This is a genomic window from Streptomyces sp. NPDC006193 (assembly GCF_040613915.1).
Classification (GTDB): domain Bacteria; phylum Actinomycetota; class Actinomycetes; order Streptomycetales; family Streptomycetaceae; genus Streptomyces.
The window spans coordinates 123484-139479 of record NZ_JBEXTB010000007.1 but is presented as its reverse complement, the minus strand read 5'-3'; the positions used below and the strand labels follow the sequence as shown (position 1 = coordinate 139479).

14 protein-coding genes are annotated in these 15996 nt (G+C 73.5%); 3 read left to right on the top strand and 11 right to left on the bottom strand.

The genetic code is table 11. The features are described 5' to 3' along the window. The first annotated feature begins 61 nt into the window (after window positions 1–61). From ABZ261_RS10610 to ABZ261_RS10600, 3 genes are all read left to right on the top strand, one after another. On the top strand, window positions 62–1453 hold the full coding sequence (locus ABZ261_RS10610) for a solute carrier family 23 protein (RefSeq protein ID WP_356857471.1): 1392 nt from the start codon (window positions 62–64) through the stop codon (window positions 1451–1453). 193 nt (window positions 1454–1646) lie between these two features. Next, window positions 1647–2333 carry a DUF5995 family protein gene (locus tag ABZ261_RS10605; RefSeq protein ID WP_356857469.1) on the top strand — a complete coding sequence of 229 codons (687 nt, stop codon included), beginning with the start codon at window positions 1647–1649 and terminating at the stop codon, window positions 2331–2333. A 79-nt stretch (window positions 2334–2412) separates the two neighbouring features. Beyond that, complete coding sequence (locus ABZ261_RS10600; RefSeq protein ID WP_356857467.1) at window positions 2413–3342, top strand: LLM class F420-dependent oxidoreductase; 930 nt, start codon at window positions 2413–2415, stop codon at window positions 3340–3342. Between the two features lie 33 nt (window positions 3343–3375). On the opposite strand, the gene ABZ261_RS10595 is transcribed toward ABZ261_RS10600, so the two are convergent. The 11 genes from ABZ261_RS10595 to fmt form a co-directional block, all read right to left on the bottom strand. Then, the gene (locus ABZ261_RS10595) at window positions 3376–5073 is read right to left on the bottom strand and encodes an NAD(P)/FAD-dependent oxidoreductase (protein WP_356857465.1); all 1698 of its coding nucleotides are present in this window, start codon (window positions 5071–5073) and stop codon (window positions 3376–3378) included. Between the two features lie 50 nt (window positions 5074–5123). Further along, window positions 5124–5912 (bottom strand): carbon-nitrogen hydrolase family protein, encoded by a 789-nt coding sequence (locus tag ABZ261_RS10590; protein ID WP_356857463.1) that lies wholly within the window; start codon window positions 5910–5912, stop codon window positions 5124–5126. Between the two features lie 833 nt (window positions 5913–6745). Next, window positions 6746–7198 (bottom strand): Lrp/AsnC family transcriptional regulator, encoded by a 453-nt coding sequence (locus tag ABZ261_RS10585; RefSeq protein WP_356857461.1) that lies wholly within the window; start codon window positions 7196–7198, stop codon window positions 6746–6748. Between the two features lie 27 nt (window positions 7199–7225). Beyond that, window positions 7226–8713: an amino acid permease gene (locus tag ABZ261_RS10580; RefSeq protein ID WP_356857459.1), complete on the bottom strand. Its 1488-nt coding sequence runs from the start codon at window positions 8711–8713 to the stop codon at window positions 7226–7228. Window positions 8714–9204: 491 nt separating this feature from the next. Then, window positions 9205–10647, bottom strand: coding sequence for a GuaB1 family IMP dehydrogenase-related protein (locus ABZ261_RS10575; RefSeq protein ID WP_356857457.1), 1443 nt, complete (start codon window positions 10645–10647; stop codon window positions 9205–9207). 132 nt (window positions 10648–10779) lie between these two features. Further along, entirely contained in the window at window positions 10780–11109 is a 330-nt protein-coding gene (locus ABZ261_RS10570; RefSeq protein WP_356857455.1) for a barstar family protein, read from the bottom strand. Further along, complete coding sequence (locus ABZ261_RS10565) at window positions 11106–11522, bottom strand: ribonuclease domain-containing protein (protein WP_356857453.1); 417 nt, start codon at window positions 11520–11522, stop codon at window positions 11106–11108. The genes ABZ261_RS10570 and ABZ261_RS10565 overlap by 4 nt, the downstream gene beginning before the upstream one ends. Before the next feature lie 49 nt (window positions 11523–11571). Next, window positions 11572–12615, bottom strand: coding sequence for a sugar-binding domain-containing protein (locus tag ABZ261_RS10560; protein WP_356857451.1), 1044 nt, complete (start codon window positions 12613–12615; stop codon window positions 11572–11574). 90 nt (window positions 12616–12705) lie between these two features. Beyond that, window positions 12706–13392 (bottom strand): ribulose-phosphate 3-epimerase, encoded by a 687-nt coding sequence (gene rpe, locus ABZ261_RS10555; RefSeq protein WP_356857449.1) that lies wholly within the window; start codon window positions 13390–13392, stop codon window positions 12706–12708. A 120-nt stretch (window positions 13393–13512) separates the two neighbouring features. Further along, entirely contained in the window at window positions 13513–14931 is a 1419-nt protein-coding gene (locus ABZ261_RS10550) for a transcription antitermination factor NusB (protein WP_356857447.1), read from the bottom strand. A 114-nt stretch (window positions 14932–15045) separates the two neighbouring features. Continuing rightward, on the bottom strand, window positions 15046–15978 hold the full coding sequence (gene fmt / locus ABZ261_RS10545) for a methionyl-tRNA formyltransferase (protein WP_356857445.1): 933 nt from the start codon (window positions 15976–15978) through the stop codon (window positions 15046–15048). Window positions 15979–15996: the final 18 nt, after the last annotated feature.

Below are 15996 nucleotides of genomic sequence, written 5' to 3'. Positions count from 1 at the left end.
TCGGCCACCCGTGACAATGGTCCGGACCGTCCTCACGTACTGGAGAAAGCGAAACCCCACCATGGACCTCGGCGTGCGCTGGAAGCTGCACGGTGATGGGCGCACGCCCGCGCCCGGAGCGGTGGTACGCCCCGACGAACGGCTCTCCTGGCCCCGTACCGTGGGCCTGGGCGCCCAGCACGTGGTCGCGATGTTCGGCGCGTCCTTCGTGGCACCCGTGCTCATGGGTCTGGACCCCAACCTGGCGATCATGATGTCGGGCGTGGCGACCATGATCTTCCTGCTCGCCACCCGGGGCCGGGTGCCGAGCTACCTCGGCTGCTCCCTGTCGTTCGTGGGCGTGGCCGCCGTCATCCGGGCCCAGGGCGGTTCGAGCGCGACGGTGACCGGCGCGGTGCTGGTCGTCGGCGCCGCGCTGTTCCTGGTGGGACTCGCCGTGCAGCGCTTCGGCGCGCGGATCATCCACGCGGCCATGCCGCCGATCGTCACGGGCGCGGTCGTCATGCTGATCGGCTTCAACCTGGCCCCGGTGACCGCCTCCACCTACTGGCCGCAGGACCAGTGGACGGCGCTGCTGGTCATGCTGTTCACCGGGCTGGCCGTGGTCGGCCTGCGCGGCTTCTGGTCCCGGATCGCGATCTTCCTCGGCCTGGCCTTCGGGTACGGCATCTCCTGGGCCTTCGACCGGATCTTCGGCAAGATCCACTCCATGAGCCCCGGCGGCAAGGTCACCGACCACTGGCGCCTCGACCTGTCCGGTGTGTCGAAGGCCGACTGGATCGGTCTGCCGTCCCTCCACGGGCCGTCCTTCCAGTGGTCCGCGGTCCTGGTCGCGCTGCCGGTCGTCATCGCCCTGGTCGCCGAGAACGCGGGACACGTCAAGGCGGTCGGCGAGATGACCGGAGACCCGCTGGACGACCGGCTCGGCACGGCGATCGCGGCGGACGGCGTCGGCTCCGTGCTGTCGACCGCGGTGGGCGGTCCGCCCACCACCACCTACTCCGAGAACATCGGCGTGATGGCCGCGACCCGCGTCTACTCGACCGCCGCGTACTGGGCGGCCGCCGGCTTCGCGCTGCTCTTCGGCGTCTGCCCGAAGTTCGGCGCCGTCGTCGCGGCCGTCCCCGGCGCGGTCCTCGGCGGCATCACCGTCATCCTGTACGGCATGATCGGCCTGCTCGGCGCCCAGATCTGGCTCAACGCCGAGGTGGACCTGCGCAACCCGCTGAACCTGGTGCCGGCCGCCGCGGGCATCATCATCGGCGTCGGCAACGTCACCATGAAGTTCACCGACACCTTCTCCCTGAGCGGGATCGCCCTCGGCACGCTGGTCGTCATCACCGGCTACCACGCGCTGCGCGCCTTCGCCCCGGCCCACCTGAAGCAGCAGCGGCCCCTGCTGGACGAGGGCACGTCCTCCTACGACACGGAGGAACCCCGCGCGCGCTCCTAGGCGAGCACCGGCGCCCCGGTTCACGCCCCCGGCGCCGGGGACGCCGGTCGCCCGGGCCGCCGGGGGGCCTCCGCGGGCCGGTGCGGGCCGGCGCGGCGCCGCTCCGTCCGCGCGTCCCGTGGCGTTCCCCCGTTCCGGCGAAGTGCCGGGGCGGTGGGGGCCCCGGGCGGGGCGGGGCTGGGACGCTTCCCCCATGGCGCAGTCGGAACACCTCACCGCCCCCGTCGACGCGGTCGTCTCCCGGATGCGCGCCCTGGGCGCGGAGCTGCCCGAGCGGGACGGGATCGCCGTGTTCAACCGCGTCTACCTCGCCGTGACCGAGGAGGTCGGCCGGCGCCTGCACGCCGGGGAGTTCACGGACCCGCGCGCGGCGGCGGCGCTGGACGTGCGGTTCGCCGAGCGGTACCTGGCCGCGGTCGACGCGGCGGCCGCGGACCGCCGTCCGCCCGCCTGCTGGCGGCCGCTGTTCCAGCTGCGCCGCCATCCGGGGGTGCGGCCGCTGCAGTTCGCGCTGGCCGGCATCAACGCGCACATCGGACACGACCTGGCGCTGGCCGTGGTGGACACGTGCCGGGCGCTCGGCTGCGAACCCGCCGACCTGGAGGACGAGTTCGACCGGGTGGGCAACCTCCTCACCGCGCTGGAGGAGCGCGTCCGCGAGGAACTGATGCCGGGCCCCGACCTGCTGCAGATCGCCGATCCGCTCACCCATCTGCTGGGCTCCTGGAGCCTGGAGCGGGCCCGTGAGGCGACCTGGGCGGCGGCCCGGGCGCTGTGGGCGCTGCGGCACTGCGGCGACGTCGCCGAGGAGTTCACCGAACGGCTGGACGCGGCCGTGGGGTTCGCGGGGCGGATGCTGCTGACCCCGTTGCCGGACTGAACCGGCCCGCCGGGGCGGGAACACCCCGGAGCCCGCGGCGCGTTGACGCCAAGACACCCGACGGCGGAGGAGCAGTGGCATGACGGTCCGGCTCGGTCTCGGTCTTCCCCAGATGCGGCAGTTCGCGATCGGCAGGGACGTGCCCGACGTGGCACGCGCCGCCGAACGCATCGGTTACGACAGCCTGTGGGTCTTCGAACGGGCCCTGTTCCCCGAGCCCGCCACCCAGGGCCTGTACGGCATCGAGGGCCTGCCCTGGCCCGACCAGTACCGGAACGTGGCGGACCCGCTGGTCACCCTCACCCTGGCCGCGGCGGCCACCGAACGGGCGGAGCTCGGCTCCAGCGTCTTGGTGGCGCCGCTGCACCTGCCGTTCCAGCTCGCCAAGGCGCTCGCCTCCCTGGACGCGGCCAGCGGGGGCCGGGTGATCGCGGGTTTCAGCACCGGCTGGTCCCTCGACGAGTACGCGGCCTCGGGCGTCCGGCCGTACGCGGAGCGCGGCGCCGCGCTGGACGAGGTCATCCAGGTCTGCCGGGCGGTGTGGGGACCGGACCCGGTCGTCCACGACGGGCGGCTGACGAGGATCGCCTCCGCCGCCGTGGGCCCCAAGCCCGCCCGGCCGATCCCCGTCCTGCTGGCCGCGCGCAACGGCAGGGCCATGCGGCGGCTGGTCGACCACGCCGACGGCTGGCTGCCGACCAGCATCAACGCCGGGCAGGTCGCCGCCCAGTGGCGGCGGCTGCGGGAGCTCGCCGAGGAGCGCGGCCGCACCCGGCCGATCCGGACGGTGCTGCGGGTGAACGCCGTGCACCGGGCCACGCCGTACGAGGGCGCCGGCCGCGCGCCCTTCCAGGGCAGCGTGGACCAGATCGTGGCGGACCTGGTGGAGTACGCCGGGATCGGCCTGGAGGAGATCCTCGTCGATCTCCAGGGCGGCGCACGGGACGCGGAGGAGCTGAAGGACGTCGCCGCCGAGGTGTGGGAGAAGGCGCGGGCGGCCGGCATCTGAGGCGGGCCGCCCGCGCCCTGGTCCCGCGGCCGGTCAGTCCTCGGGGAGCTCCACCGGCGCGATCTCGTCGTAGACGTCGCCCGGGCCCGGGTTGGACGGGTCGGTGGTGCCGCCGAAGTGGTGCATGACGCCCCACACCGCGTTCAGCGCCGTCTGGACGGCGCCCTCGGCCCAGCCGGCCGTCCAGGAGATGTCGTCGCCGGCGAGGAAGATGCCGCGCTTGTCCTCGGGCAGCCGGTCCTGCATGAAGTGGGTGAACAGGCGCCGCTGGTAGCGGTAGTGGCCGGGCAGGTTGGCCTTGAACGCGCCCATGAAGTAGGGCTCGTTCTCCCAGGAGACCGTGACGGGGCTGCCGATGATGTGCTTGCGGATGTCGACCTTCGGGTAGATCTCGCCGAGCGACTTCAGCATGACCTCCATCCGCTCGTTCGCGGACAGCGGCAGCCACTTCAGGCTGTCGTCGCACCAGGTGTACGACAGGCAGATCACGGCGGGCTTGTCCGGCCCGTCGTCGAGGAGGTAGGTGCCGCGGGTCATGCGGTCGGTGAGCGTCATCGACATGACGTCCCGGCCGGTCTCCTCGTCCTTGTCCAGCCAGAACGGCCGGTCCACGGGCACGAACAGCTTGCTGGACTCCATGTAGTGGGTGCGCTCGATGGCGGTCCAGTGGTCGATCGGGAACAGCGAGTCGTCGCAGTCGATCTTGGAGAGCAGCATCCAGGACTGGGCGGTGAAGATCGCCGCCTTGAAGGTGCGGATGTCGCCGTTCGCGTCCGTCACGGTGATCCGGTTGCCCGCGGTGCGGTGCAGCCGGGTCACGGCCGGGCGGGGCTGCCCGTCCACGTGCAGCGACTTCAGCGAGGTGCCGTACGGCCAGTGGACGATCTTCTCCGGCTCGCGCTCCCACAGGCGCAGCGGCAGCTGCTGCGAGCCGCCGACGATGCCGCGGTGGTGGTCGTCGGCCTCGGTGTAGACGACGCGCAGGATCTCCAGGATGGAGTTGGGGAAGTCGGTGTCCCAGCCGCCGGTGCCGAAGCCGACCTGGCCGAAGATCTCGCGGTGCCGGAAGGAGGCGAAGGCCTCGGAGTCGCAGAGGAAGCCGTAGAAGGTCTGGTTGTCGAGCTTCTCGACCAGCCTGGACCAGATCTCGCGGATGCGCTTGACGTCCCGCTCGCGCATGGCGCGGTTCATGTCGGAGAAGTCGGCGCCCTCTTCCAGGCACCTGTTCCAGGCGTCGGCGACGTCCCGGTACACCTGGGGCAGGTCGTCGATGGTCTCGGCGTAGTGCGACTCGCCCTTGAGGTCGACCACGGTCGACGGGGTCGCCTCCGCGAGGGGGTTCGGGAACGGCTTGGTCTCCAGGCCGACCAGGTCGATGTAGTGCTGCAGCGCCGTGGAGGACGGCGGGAAGCGCATCGCGCCCATCTCGGCGGTCAGCGACTCGTCGCAGCCCTCGAAGCCGACGGTGCGCAGCCGGCCGCCGATCTGGTCGGCCTCGTAGACGACGGGCTTGAGGCCCATCTTCATCAGCTCGTAGGCGGCGACGATGCCGGACAGACCGCCGCCGATGATCGCGACCTCGGTGCCGTGCTCGGTGGCGGGCACCTGGCCGAGGCCCGCCGGGTGGGCGAGGAAGTCGTCGTAGGCGTACGGGAAGTCCGGGCCGAACATGGTGATCGGCGGCTGCTGCTCGTCGGTGTGCTCGACGGCGTTGGGCACCGTGGACGTCATGGGGTACGGACTCCTTGCGAGGTGGAACGGAGGGGAGGCGCCGCGGCCGCTCAGACGAGGGACCCGTACAGACCGGGGCGGCGGTCCAGCAGGTACGGGTTGGCCTCGCGGGAGGCGGCCAGGAAGGCGGGGTCGGCGTCGGCGGCGACGAGCTGCTCGCCGCGGCCGGCGCGGGTCCGGGCGACGCCGTCGGGACCGGCGAGGACGGAGAGCCCGACGAACTCGAACTCCCCCTCACGGCCGACCCGGTTGACGTAGGCGACGTACATCTGGTTCTCGAAGGCGCGCACCGGGATCATCGACTCGGCGACGAACTGGAACGGGTGCATCTGCGCGGTCGGGACGACCAGCAGGTCGGTGCCGGCCAGGGCGTGGGCGCGGACGTTCTCCGGGAACTCGACGTCGTAGCAGATGAGCAGACCCACGGTGAGGCCGTTCAGCTCGGCCTGGACGACCTGCTGTCCGCCGGGTGCGAAGTGGTCGCGCTCGAAGCAGCCGAAGAGGTGGGTCTTGCGGTAGTTCGCGAGCCGGGTGCCGTCGGCGGAGATCAGCTGGGCGGAGTTGAACACCGTCTCGCCGTCGCGCTCGGGGTAGCCGTAGGCGATCGCCAGGCCGTGCCGGGTGGCGATCTCGGCGACCGCGTCGGCGGAGTCGCCGTCGGCGGGCTCGGCGAGCCGGGCGATGTCGTCGCCGATCGCGTATCCGGTGAGGAACATCTCCGGCACCGCCAGCAGTCCCGCGCCCCCGGCGGCGGCCCGGCCCGCGGCCTCGTCGAGGACCTTGAGGTTCTCGGCGACCGAGCCGGGGCGGCCGGAGCTCTGGAGCAGGGCGGTGCGCATGCGGGATCCTCACCGGTACGGGGGGTTCAGGGGTCGCCATAGACGGTACGGTCGGCGGGCTCGGCCGGACAAGAAGGAGCCGTTGCGCGCCGGTGCGCTGTTCGTTGCGCGGAAAGGGCTCGTGGCGGCGATTCGTTGCGCGTGAGCAGGGCGGCGGGTGGATCCCGTCCGGCCGGCGGTCACAGCCGGCGCCCGGGAGCGGTGCGGTACCGCCGCACGCCGGGCCGAAGGGGACGGGTGCGACTCGCGCAGCGGCTGCGCGAGCCCGGCAGGGGGCCTGCCGCTGGCCGGGAGGCGGCGGGGCACACCGGTCCGGTCCAGGCCGGCCCCGGCAGGCCGCGCCGGGGCGCGCCGGGCGTCCGCGGGGCACATCTCCAGGCGGAGCGACGCGTGGGCGGACGCAGCCCGGTGGGCCGTCGGCCGGGTCCTGGACGATGCCGGCGGCGGCGCGCCACGCCCGGCCGGTGGGCTGCGCCGGCCGGTCCGCCGCCGGTCCGCGCCCGCTCGCAGCGGGCCCCACCGTCCCCGGCTTCCGGGCCGCCGTCGCGGCCGGGCCGGGAGCTGGTCCTCACCGGCCGCCGCGGTTTCCCGGTGTACGCGCCGGCCTTGCGCCGGACACCGTGCGGCCCGGGCCGCACGCGCGCGAGCGCACAGACCCGGGCCGTCCTTCCCGGTCGGAGCGGCACGCTGTACCGGTTCCGGGTGACGGGCACCGGCGGGCACGCCCCCGGGGGTGCGCGCCCGATGCGCACGCCCGCGCGCCCGGCGGGCCGATCCGGACGGAACCGTGCGTGCCGGCCCCTGCGGTGCCGGGGTGATCCCGACGCAACCCCCTAGCCCGGGGCCCCGGACGAGAAGCGCCGCAGCAGCGGGGAGAGCACCAGGACCGACTTGGTCCGCTCCACGAACGGCTCCCCGGCGATGCGCTCCAGGACCCGCTCGAAGTGGCGCATGTCGGAGGCGAAGACCTGGGCGACCGCGTCCGCGTCGCCGGTGACGGTCGACGCGGCCACGACCTCCTGGTACCGCTCCAGGCCCCGCTGGATGGTCTCCGGGGAGGTGTTGCTGCGGCAGTAGATCTCGATGTATCCCTCGGTCTCCCAGCCGAGCGCCGCCGGGTCCACCCGGACGGTGAAGCCGGTGATGGCGCCGGTGGCGCGCAGCCGGTCCACGCGCCGTTTCACGGCGGGCGCGGACAGGCCGACCATCTGCCCGATGTCCGCGTAGGAGCGGCGGGCGTCCTCGGCGAGGGCGTGCACGATGCGTTCGTCGAGATCGTTCAGCACTGGGGGTGGTTCACTTCTTCGGTTCGGTCACTTCTCTGCCGTCACCGCGAGGTCCTCGTCGGCCGCGAGACGGGAACGGCGATAGCCGTACAGGAAGTAGAACACGAGCCCGAGGGCCATCCAGCATCCGAAGACCACCCAGGTGACGGTGTCCAGGCTGAACATGTTGTACGCGCAGAACAGGAAGCCCAGCACCGGCAGGACCGGTCCGAACGGCACCCTGAAGGTGCGCTCCAGCTCCGGCCGCCTGTACCGCAGGACCACCACCGCGATGTTGACCAGCCCGAAGGCGAACAGCGTGCCGATGCTGGTGGCGTCGACGAGCTTGCCCAGCGGGATGAGGGCGGCGAGCACACCGCAGAAGAGGGACACGAGGACCGTGTTGAGGCGGGGGACGCCGGTCTTGCCGTGGACCCTGCCCAGCGCCTTGGGCACCAGGCCGTCGCGGGACATCGCGAAGAGGATGCGGGTCTGGCCGTAGAGCACGGTGAGCACCACGCTCGCGATGGAGATGACCGCGCCGAGCGCGAGCAGGGTGCCCCAGAACGTCTGGCCGCTGACATCGTTCATGATCGCCGCGAGGGAGGCCTCGGAGCCGTCGAACTTCTTCCAGTTCCAGGCGCCGACGGCGACGCCCGCGACCAGCACGTACAGCGCCGTCACGATGATCAGCGACAGCATGATCGCCCGGGGCAGGTCCCGCTTGGGGTCCTTCGCCTCCTCGCCGGCCGTGGAGGCGGCGTCGAAGCCGATGTACGAGAAGAACAGCGTGGCGCCGGCGGCGCTGACCCCGCTCATGCCGAGCGGCATGAAGTCGCGGTAGTTGCCGGACTTGAAGCCCATGAAGCCGACCGCGCAGAACAGGACCAGGGCGGCGATCTTCACACAGACCATGATCGTGTTGGCGCGGGCGGACTCCCGGGCGCCGCCGAGCAGGAACACCATCGCCAGGAGGACGACGATCAGGGCCGGGAGGTTGATGACACCGCCCTCGCCGGGGGCGGAGGACACGACGTCCGGGACGGTGACACCGATGGTGCCGTCGAGCAGCTCGTTGAGGTACTCGCCCCAGCCGACGGCGACCGCGGCCACCGACACGCCGTACTCCAGCACCAGGCACCAGCCGCAGACCCAGGCGACCAGCTCGCCCATCGTTGCGTATGCGTACGAGTACGAGGAACCGGCGACCGGGATGCTGCCCGCCAGCTCGGCGTAGGACAGGGCCGAGAACAGCGCCGTGAGTCCGGCGATCACGAAGGCCAGGGTGATGGCGGGACCGGCCTCCGGGACGGCGTCGCCGAGGACGACGAAGATACCGGTGCCGAGGGTGGCCCCAATGCTGATCATGGTCAGCTGCCACAGTCCGAGCGAGCGCCGCAGCTGCCCTCCCTCACCCTGGCCGCCCTCGGCGACCAGGTGTTCCACGGGCTTGCGGCGCATCAGGCGCGCGGCGACGCCCGGGGACGCGGGGGCGGCCGGTATCGGGTTCTGCGGGGGTGCGCCTTGGTCGAGCACGCGCTGGCTCCTTTTCGCTGCCGGGGGATCGCTGGGCGGGCCGGCAAGGTCGCCGGCCCTCGTGGAGGGGGGACCGGAGGGAGCCCGCGAGGGCGGGAACCCACCGAGCGGGGCCGCCGCCACACCACGTACAGCGCAGCACCCTACGAGGCGCGGCTTCACGGGCGTAATGCAGCAACCTTGCGCATGCCCGCATGATCATTGCGTTCATCGGCCCGGAATGCCAAATCGTTGCACGCGGGCTTTCGACCGTTGCACGGTCCCCCGGCCGGCCCCCCGCGGGGGTCCGCGGCGAGCAGCACGCAGGGCGGGGGCAGGGGGCGCCCGCGGGGCGGCCGGGGAGGCGCCGGTCCGCTGCGACGCGACGCCCGCACGGGGCGGACGGTGAGCGGGGCCGAGGGCGGCGGCGGGTACGGCGACGGCCCCCGGCGCTCCCTGGACGCGGGAGGGACGGGGGCCGTCGAAGGGGCTGCCGAGGCCGGCCGGCGAGGTCAGTTCCAGCTGGCGTGCAGCGGCTTGCCCTCGGCGTAGCCGGCCGCGCTCTGGATGCCGACGATGGCCTTCTCGGCGAACTCCGCCAGCGAGCCGGCGCCGGCGTACGTGCAGGAGGAGCGGACGCCCGCGACGATCGAGTCGATCAGGTCCTCGACGCCCGGCCGGGCCGGGTCGAGGAACATGCGGGAGGTGGAGATGCCCTCCTCGAACAGCGCCTTGCGGGCGCGGTCGTACGCCGATTCCTCGGCCGTGCGGTTGCGCACGGCGCGCGCGGAGGCCATGCCGTACGACTCCTTGTAGAGGCGGCCGTCCGCGTCCTGCTGGAGGTCTCCGGGGGACTCGTAGGTGCCCGCGAACCAGGAGCCGATCATCACGTTGGACGCGCCGGCCGCGAGCGCCATGGCGACATCGCGCGGGTGCCGGACACCGCCGTCGGCCCACACGTGCTTGCCGTGCTTCCTCGCCTCGGCGGCGCACTCCAGCACCGCGGAGAACTGCGGCCGGCCCACCCCGGTCATCATCCGCGTGGTGCACATGGCGCCCGGACCGACACCGACCTTGACGATGTCCGCGCCGGCGTCGACGAGGTCCCTGACGCCCTCGGCGGAGACGATGTTGCCCGCGACGACCGGCACGCGGGGGTCGAGCGCGCGCACCACCCGGACGGCGTTGATCATCGACTCCTGGTGGCCGTGCGCGGTGTCGATGACGAGCGTGTCCACACCCGCGTCGAGCAGCTGCTTGGCCTTGCCCGCCACGTCGCCGTTGATGCCGACGGCGGCGGCGATCCGCAGCCTGCCGTGCGCGTCCACGGCCGGGGTGTACAGCGTGGCGCGCAGGGCGCCCTTGCGGGTGAGGATGCCGGCCAGCCTGCCGTCCTCGTCGACGGCGGGGGCGTAGCGGCGGTTGTGGTGGTCCAGGGTGTTGAAGGCCTCGCGGGGGTCGATGTCCGCGTCCAGGAGCAGCAGGTCCCTGGACATGACCACTTCCAGCTGGGTGAAGCGGTCGACGCCGGACAGGTCGGCGTCGGTGACGACGCCGACCGGCCGGTGGTTCTCGTCCACGACCACGCCGGCGTTGTGGGCCCGCTTGGGCAGCAGCGCGAGGGCGTCGGCGACGGTCTGGTGCGGGGCCAGCACGATCGGGGTGTCCAGCACCAGATGGCGGTTCTTCACCCAGGAGACGACGTCGGTGACGACGTCGATCGGGATGTCCTGCGGGACGACCACCAGGCCGCCCCGGCGCGCCACCGTCTCGGCCATGCGGCGGCCGGCGACGGCGGTCATGTTGGCGACGACGAGCGGGATGGTGGTGCCCGTGCCGTCCGGGGAGGCGAGGTCCACGCCCTGACGCGAGCCGACCGCGGAGCGGCTCGGCACCATGAACACGTCGTCGTACGTCAGGTCGTAGGCGGGCCGGATGTCATTGAGGAAACGCACGTGCTGCACATCCCAGTCGATCAGAGGCGACCCCCCGACGGATGCGTCAGGGGGAAAGAGCACGTACTTCATTCTCCCATGGGGGAACCCCTGCCATGCCCTCACAGAACGTCCAGCCCGGCCGCGGGGCGCCTAGGAGGAACCTCCGAGGGCGAGCGCGACGGTGAGCGACGGCGCCAGCGCCACGGCGTGGGCGAACACCTCCTGAGCGGTCTCCCACTCCGCCGGCCGCGCCGCCGCGTACGCCTGCCAGCCGCGGACGACGATCAGGAGCCCCCTGCCGCCGGCCGCCTCGGGCCAGACCGTGACGTCGGCGAGCGAGTCGGCCAGCGCGTCCCAGTTGCGGCCGAACCAGTCGGGCAGCGCCAGGGCCCGGGCGGCGCGGTCCATCAGGCCGGCCTTGTCCGTGACCCCGTCGAGGTCCAGGGCGACCACGAAGCGGCCGGCCAGGTCGTCGCTCATCTCAGCACCGCCCGGAACGTCCTGTAGTGGTCATCGGTGTAGTAGACCTCCCCGCCCCGCCCGGTCACCAGACGCCGGGCCCCGCGGTCGGGCGAGCCCGGGGTGGGCACCGTGTACTCGTGGTAGTAGCCGCGCGGGTGCGCGGGCAGACGCCGCTCGGCGTTGCCGAAGACGGCCCCGTCCCGGGCGTACGGGAAGGGGCCGCCCCGGTCGATGCGGGCGAGGGTCCGCCGGGCCTCGGCGGGGAGCCGGGACGCCTCGACGGTGCCCGTGTCCCGGGCCCATGCGGGGGCGGACGCGCCCGGCGCCGCCGTGGTGCCCGTGCCGGCGCCCGGGTCCGGCGAGCACCCCGTCAGCAGGACGCAGAGACAGACCAGCAGGCCCGCGAGAGCGCGGGGGGCGAACCGCAGCATGCGCCGATGCTGCCACGGCCGGCCCGGCTCGTCTCCCCCGCGCCCGCGGTCAGTGCCCGTCGGGGTCCGCGCGGTTGAGCGCCGGCCTGGGCGCCGGCCCGGCCGTCAGCAGGTAGTCGGCGGCCGAGGTGTCGGTCACCAGGCTGGTGACCAGGCCGGAGCGCAGCACCGCGTCGATCGCGGCCGCCTTGCGCTGTCCGCCCGCGATCGCCACCACCTCCGGGACACGGCGCAGCTGGTCGGCCTTGACCGTGATGCACCGCTCCCCCAGGTCCCGCCCGACCCGGCGCCCCTCGGCGTCGAAGAGGTGCGCGGACATCTCGGCGGCGACGCCGAGCGAGGCGTAGTGCGCGCGCTCCTCGTCGCTGAGCATGTCGTGCACGGTCGAGATGCCCGGCTCCCAGGAGCCGATGGAGACGCAGGCGACCGTGACCTTGTCGAAGTACTCGAAGGCCCGGGCGATCCCGGTCTGGTTGCGCAGCGCCGCCGCGGTGGCCTCGTCCGGCAGCAGCATCGGCGCGTAGATGGGGTGGGCGTCCCCGCCGGACACCTGGGCGGCCCGGCGGACGGCCTCCACCGAGCCGCGCTCGGCGGTCCCGGCGTCGTACACGCCCGTCAGCTGCACCACCGTGCACGGCGGGAGCCGGTCGAGCGCCGCCGCCATGTGGATGGTGGACCGGCCCCAGGCCAGCCCGAGCACGTCCCCCTCGTTGACGAGTTCGCCGAGCAGGTCGGCGGCGACCTCGCCGAGGTTCTCGGGGTCGGGGGTCTCCTCGGCCTCGGCCGGGGACTCGACCACGACGGCGTGCCTCAGGCCGTAACGGGCGCGGAGCGCGTCGGAGCGCTCGGCGTCCAGCTCGGCCGGCACGCGGATCTCGATGCGCACGAGATCCCGTTCGAGGGCCGTCTCCAGGACACGGGCCACCTTGAAGCGGCTGACGCCGAACTCCTCGGCGATCTGGATCTTGGACTTGCCCTCGAGGTAGAAGCGGCGGGCCATGGCCGCCGCCTGCACCAGCTCAGCGGGTCCCATCCGCATGGCTGACCGGCCCGCCGACATACCCGACACGGCGATCTCCTCACTGCTGTTCACACTCTGGATTCGCCGTTCATCCTTGCAGATCCGGCGTTGCTGATCCGCCCTGATGGGCGGCGTTCTCTCAAGCGTTCATCTGGCCGTGGCTCAGTGGTCGCACGCCCAGGACGCGTTGGCGGTCGCCGCCTCCGCCCGGGCGCGCAGGGCCTGCACGGCCTGTGCGGGGTCCTGTGCCCCGTAGACGGCCGAGCCGGCCACGAACACGTCCGCGCCCGCGTCCGCGCACCGCTCGATCGTCGAGGCCGAGACACCGCCGTCGACCTGCAGCCACAGCTGCAGACCGTGCTTGCCGATCAGCTCCCGGGTGCGGCGGATCTTCGGCAGCATGATGTCGAGGAACGCCTGGCCGCCGAAGCCCGGCTCCACCGTCATGATCAGCAGCATGTCGAGTTCCGGCAGCAGGTCCTCGAACGGCTCGATCGGCGTGGCGGGCTTGAGCGCCATGGACGCGCGGGCGCCCTTGGCCCGGATCTCCCGCGCGAGCCGCACGGGCGCGGCCGCGGCCTCCACGTGGAAGGTGACGGAGGAGGCTCCCGCCTCGACGTACTGGGGCGCCCAGCGGTCGGGGTCCTCGATCATCAGATGGCAGTCCAGCGGGGTGTCCGTCGCACGGGCCAGGGACTCCACCACCGGCACGCCGAGCGTCAGGTTCGGGACGAAGTGGTTGTCCATGACGTCGACATGGAGCCAGTCGGCGCCCTGGACCGCCTTGGCCTCCTCCGCCAGGCGGGCGAAGTCGGCGGACAGGATGCTGGGATTGATCTGCACGGCCATGACCCAAGCCTGCCATGCCCGGGGCACTGATGTTCGCCGCCGTCCACAGGCAGGACCGCTCATCGTACTGGTACGACGACCTGTGACCGCCTGTGGACATCCGTGAACGCAGCGGCGCCGTCAGCCGGTACGCCGGATCAGGGCCAGGTACATCGCGTCCGTGCCGTGCAGATGCGGCCACAGCTGCACGTCCGGCCCCTCGCCGAGCGCGGGGACACCGGGCAGCAGCGGCCGGGCGTCGATGAGTTCGGCCTCCGGGGTCTGCTTCAGCACGTCGGCGACGACCGCCCGGGTCTCGGCGAGATGCGGCGAGCAGGTGGCGTAGCCGACGACCCCGCCGACCCGGACCGAGTCCAGCGCCGTGCGCAGCAGCCCGCGCTGCAGCGGCGCGAACGCGTCGAGGTCCTCCGGGCGTCTGCGCCAGCGGGCCTCGGGGCGCCGGCGCAGGGCGCCGAGACCGGTGCAGGGCACGTCGACCAGCACCCGGTCGAAGCTGGCCGGCCGCCACGGCGGCCGGGTCCCGTCGGCGGCGACGACCTGGTACGGCCCGGGGTTGCCGTGCAGCGCCTTCGCCACCAGGCCCGCCCGGTGCGGCTGCTTCTCCGAGGCGAGCAGCGCGGCCCCGCGCTCCGCGGCGAGCGCGGCCAGCAGCGCGGCCTTGCCGCCCGGCCCGGCGCACCCGTCGAGCCACTTCTCGTCGGGCCCGTCGAGCGGTGCGTTCGCCAGCGCGAGGGCGACCAGCTGGCTGCCCTCGTCCTGCACGCCCGCGCGCCCCTCGCGCACGGCGTCCACCGCGCCGGGCTCACCGCCCTCGGCGAGCCGCACGGCGTACGGCGACCAGCGCCCGGGGACGGCCGCGCCCTCCCGCAGGAGTTCCTCGGTGGTGGCCCGTCCCGGCCGGGCGACGAGCGTCACCTCCGGCCGCTCGTTGTCCGCCGCCAGCAGCTCCTCGATGCCGTCCCGGCCGCCGCCCAGGGAGTCCCAGAGCGCGGAGACGACCCAGCGCGGGTGCGAGTGCACGACGGCCAGGTGGTCCTCGGGATCCTCGTCGTACGGGGGCGCGACCTTCTCGATCCAGCCCTGCAGGTCGTCCTGGGCGACCCTGCGCAGGACGGCGTTGACGAACTTGGCCCGCCCGTCGCCGAGCACCGCCCGCGCCAGCTCCACGGAGGCGGAGACGGCGGCGTGCGCCGGGATCCGCGTGCCGAGCAACTGGTGCGCGCCCAGGCTCAGCACGTCCAGGACGGGCGGGTCCACCTCGCGCAGCGGCCGGTCGACGCAGGCCGCGATCACGGCGTCGTACGTGCCCTGCCGGCGCAGCGTGCCGTACACCAGCTCGGTGGCCAGGGCGGCGTCCCGGGCGTCGAAGCCGCCCTTCTCGCGCGCCTTCCTCAGCAGCGGGGGCAGCACGAGGTTGGCGTACGCGTCCCGTTCGTCCACCGCGCGCAGCGCCTCGAAGGCCAGGATGCGGACGGGGTCCTTCTGGGGACGGCGGTGGGGCTTGGCGGGCCTGCGGGGCCGCCGGGACTGCTCGCTCACGGAAAAGGTGCTCCGGGTGGGAAGAGGGAAATGCGCCTCCAGCCTACGTCGGGGCGCCCCCGCCCCCCGCTGCCGGGGGCGCGTCGGCGCACCCCCGCCCCCGGCGTCCGGGGTTCAGCCGCCGAGGCTCTCGCCCTCCGCGATGCGCACCCCGCGCGCCCAGTCGGCCGCGCGCATGGGCTTCTTGCCCTGGGCCTGCACCCAGAGCAGCTCGACGGCGTGCGAACCGGTGCCCGCGTGCACGCTGTTCTTGCCCACCGCGAGCCGGCCCGGCGCCAGATCGGTCCGCTCGGGCACCGGCTTGACCTGGACGAGCTTGAGCCGCTCACCGCGGAAGGTGGTCCAGGCGCCGGGCGCGGGGGTGCAGCCGCGCACCACCCGGTCGACGCGCAGCGCGGGCGCCGTCCAGTCCAGCCGGGCGTCCTCGACGGTGATCTTCGGTGCGAGGGTGACGCCCTCGGCGGGCTGCGGCACGGCCTTCAGGGTGCCGTCCTCGATGCCGTCCATGGTCGCGGCGAGCAGCCCGGCGCCCGCGAGGGCGAGCCGGGTGAGCAGGTCGCCGCTGGTGTCGGTGGGCCGGATGCGCTCGGTCACGGTGCCGTAGACGGGCCCGGAGTCGAGTCCTTCCTCGATGAGGAAGGTGGACGCCCCGGTGATCTCGTCGCCCGCCATGACGGCGTGCTGCACGGGCGCCGCGCCGCGCCAGGCGGGCAGCAGCGAGAAGTGCAGGTTCACCCAGCCGTGGGCGGGGACGTCCAGGGCGGCCTTCGGCAGCAGCGCGCCGTAGGCGACCACGGGGCAGCAGTCCGGCGCGATCTCCTTCAGCCGCTCCAGGAACTCCGGGTCCCGGGGCTTCAGCGGCTTGAGCACCTCGATACCGGCCTCCTCCGCCCGTTCGGCCACGGGCGACGCGACCAGCCTGCGCCCGCGCCCGGCCGGCGCGTCGGGCCGGGTGACGACGGCGGCCACCTCGTGCCGCCCGGAGGCGAGCAGGGCGTCCAGAGCGGGGACGGCGACCTCGGGGGTGCCGGCGAAGACGAGCTTCATGGGCGGGATCGGGCCTCT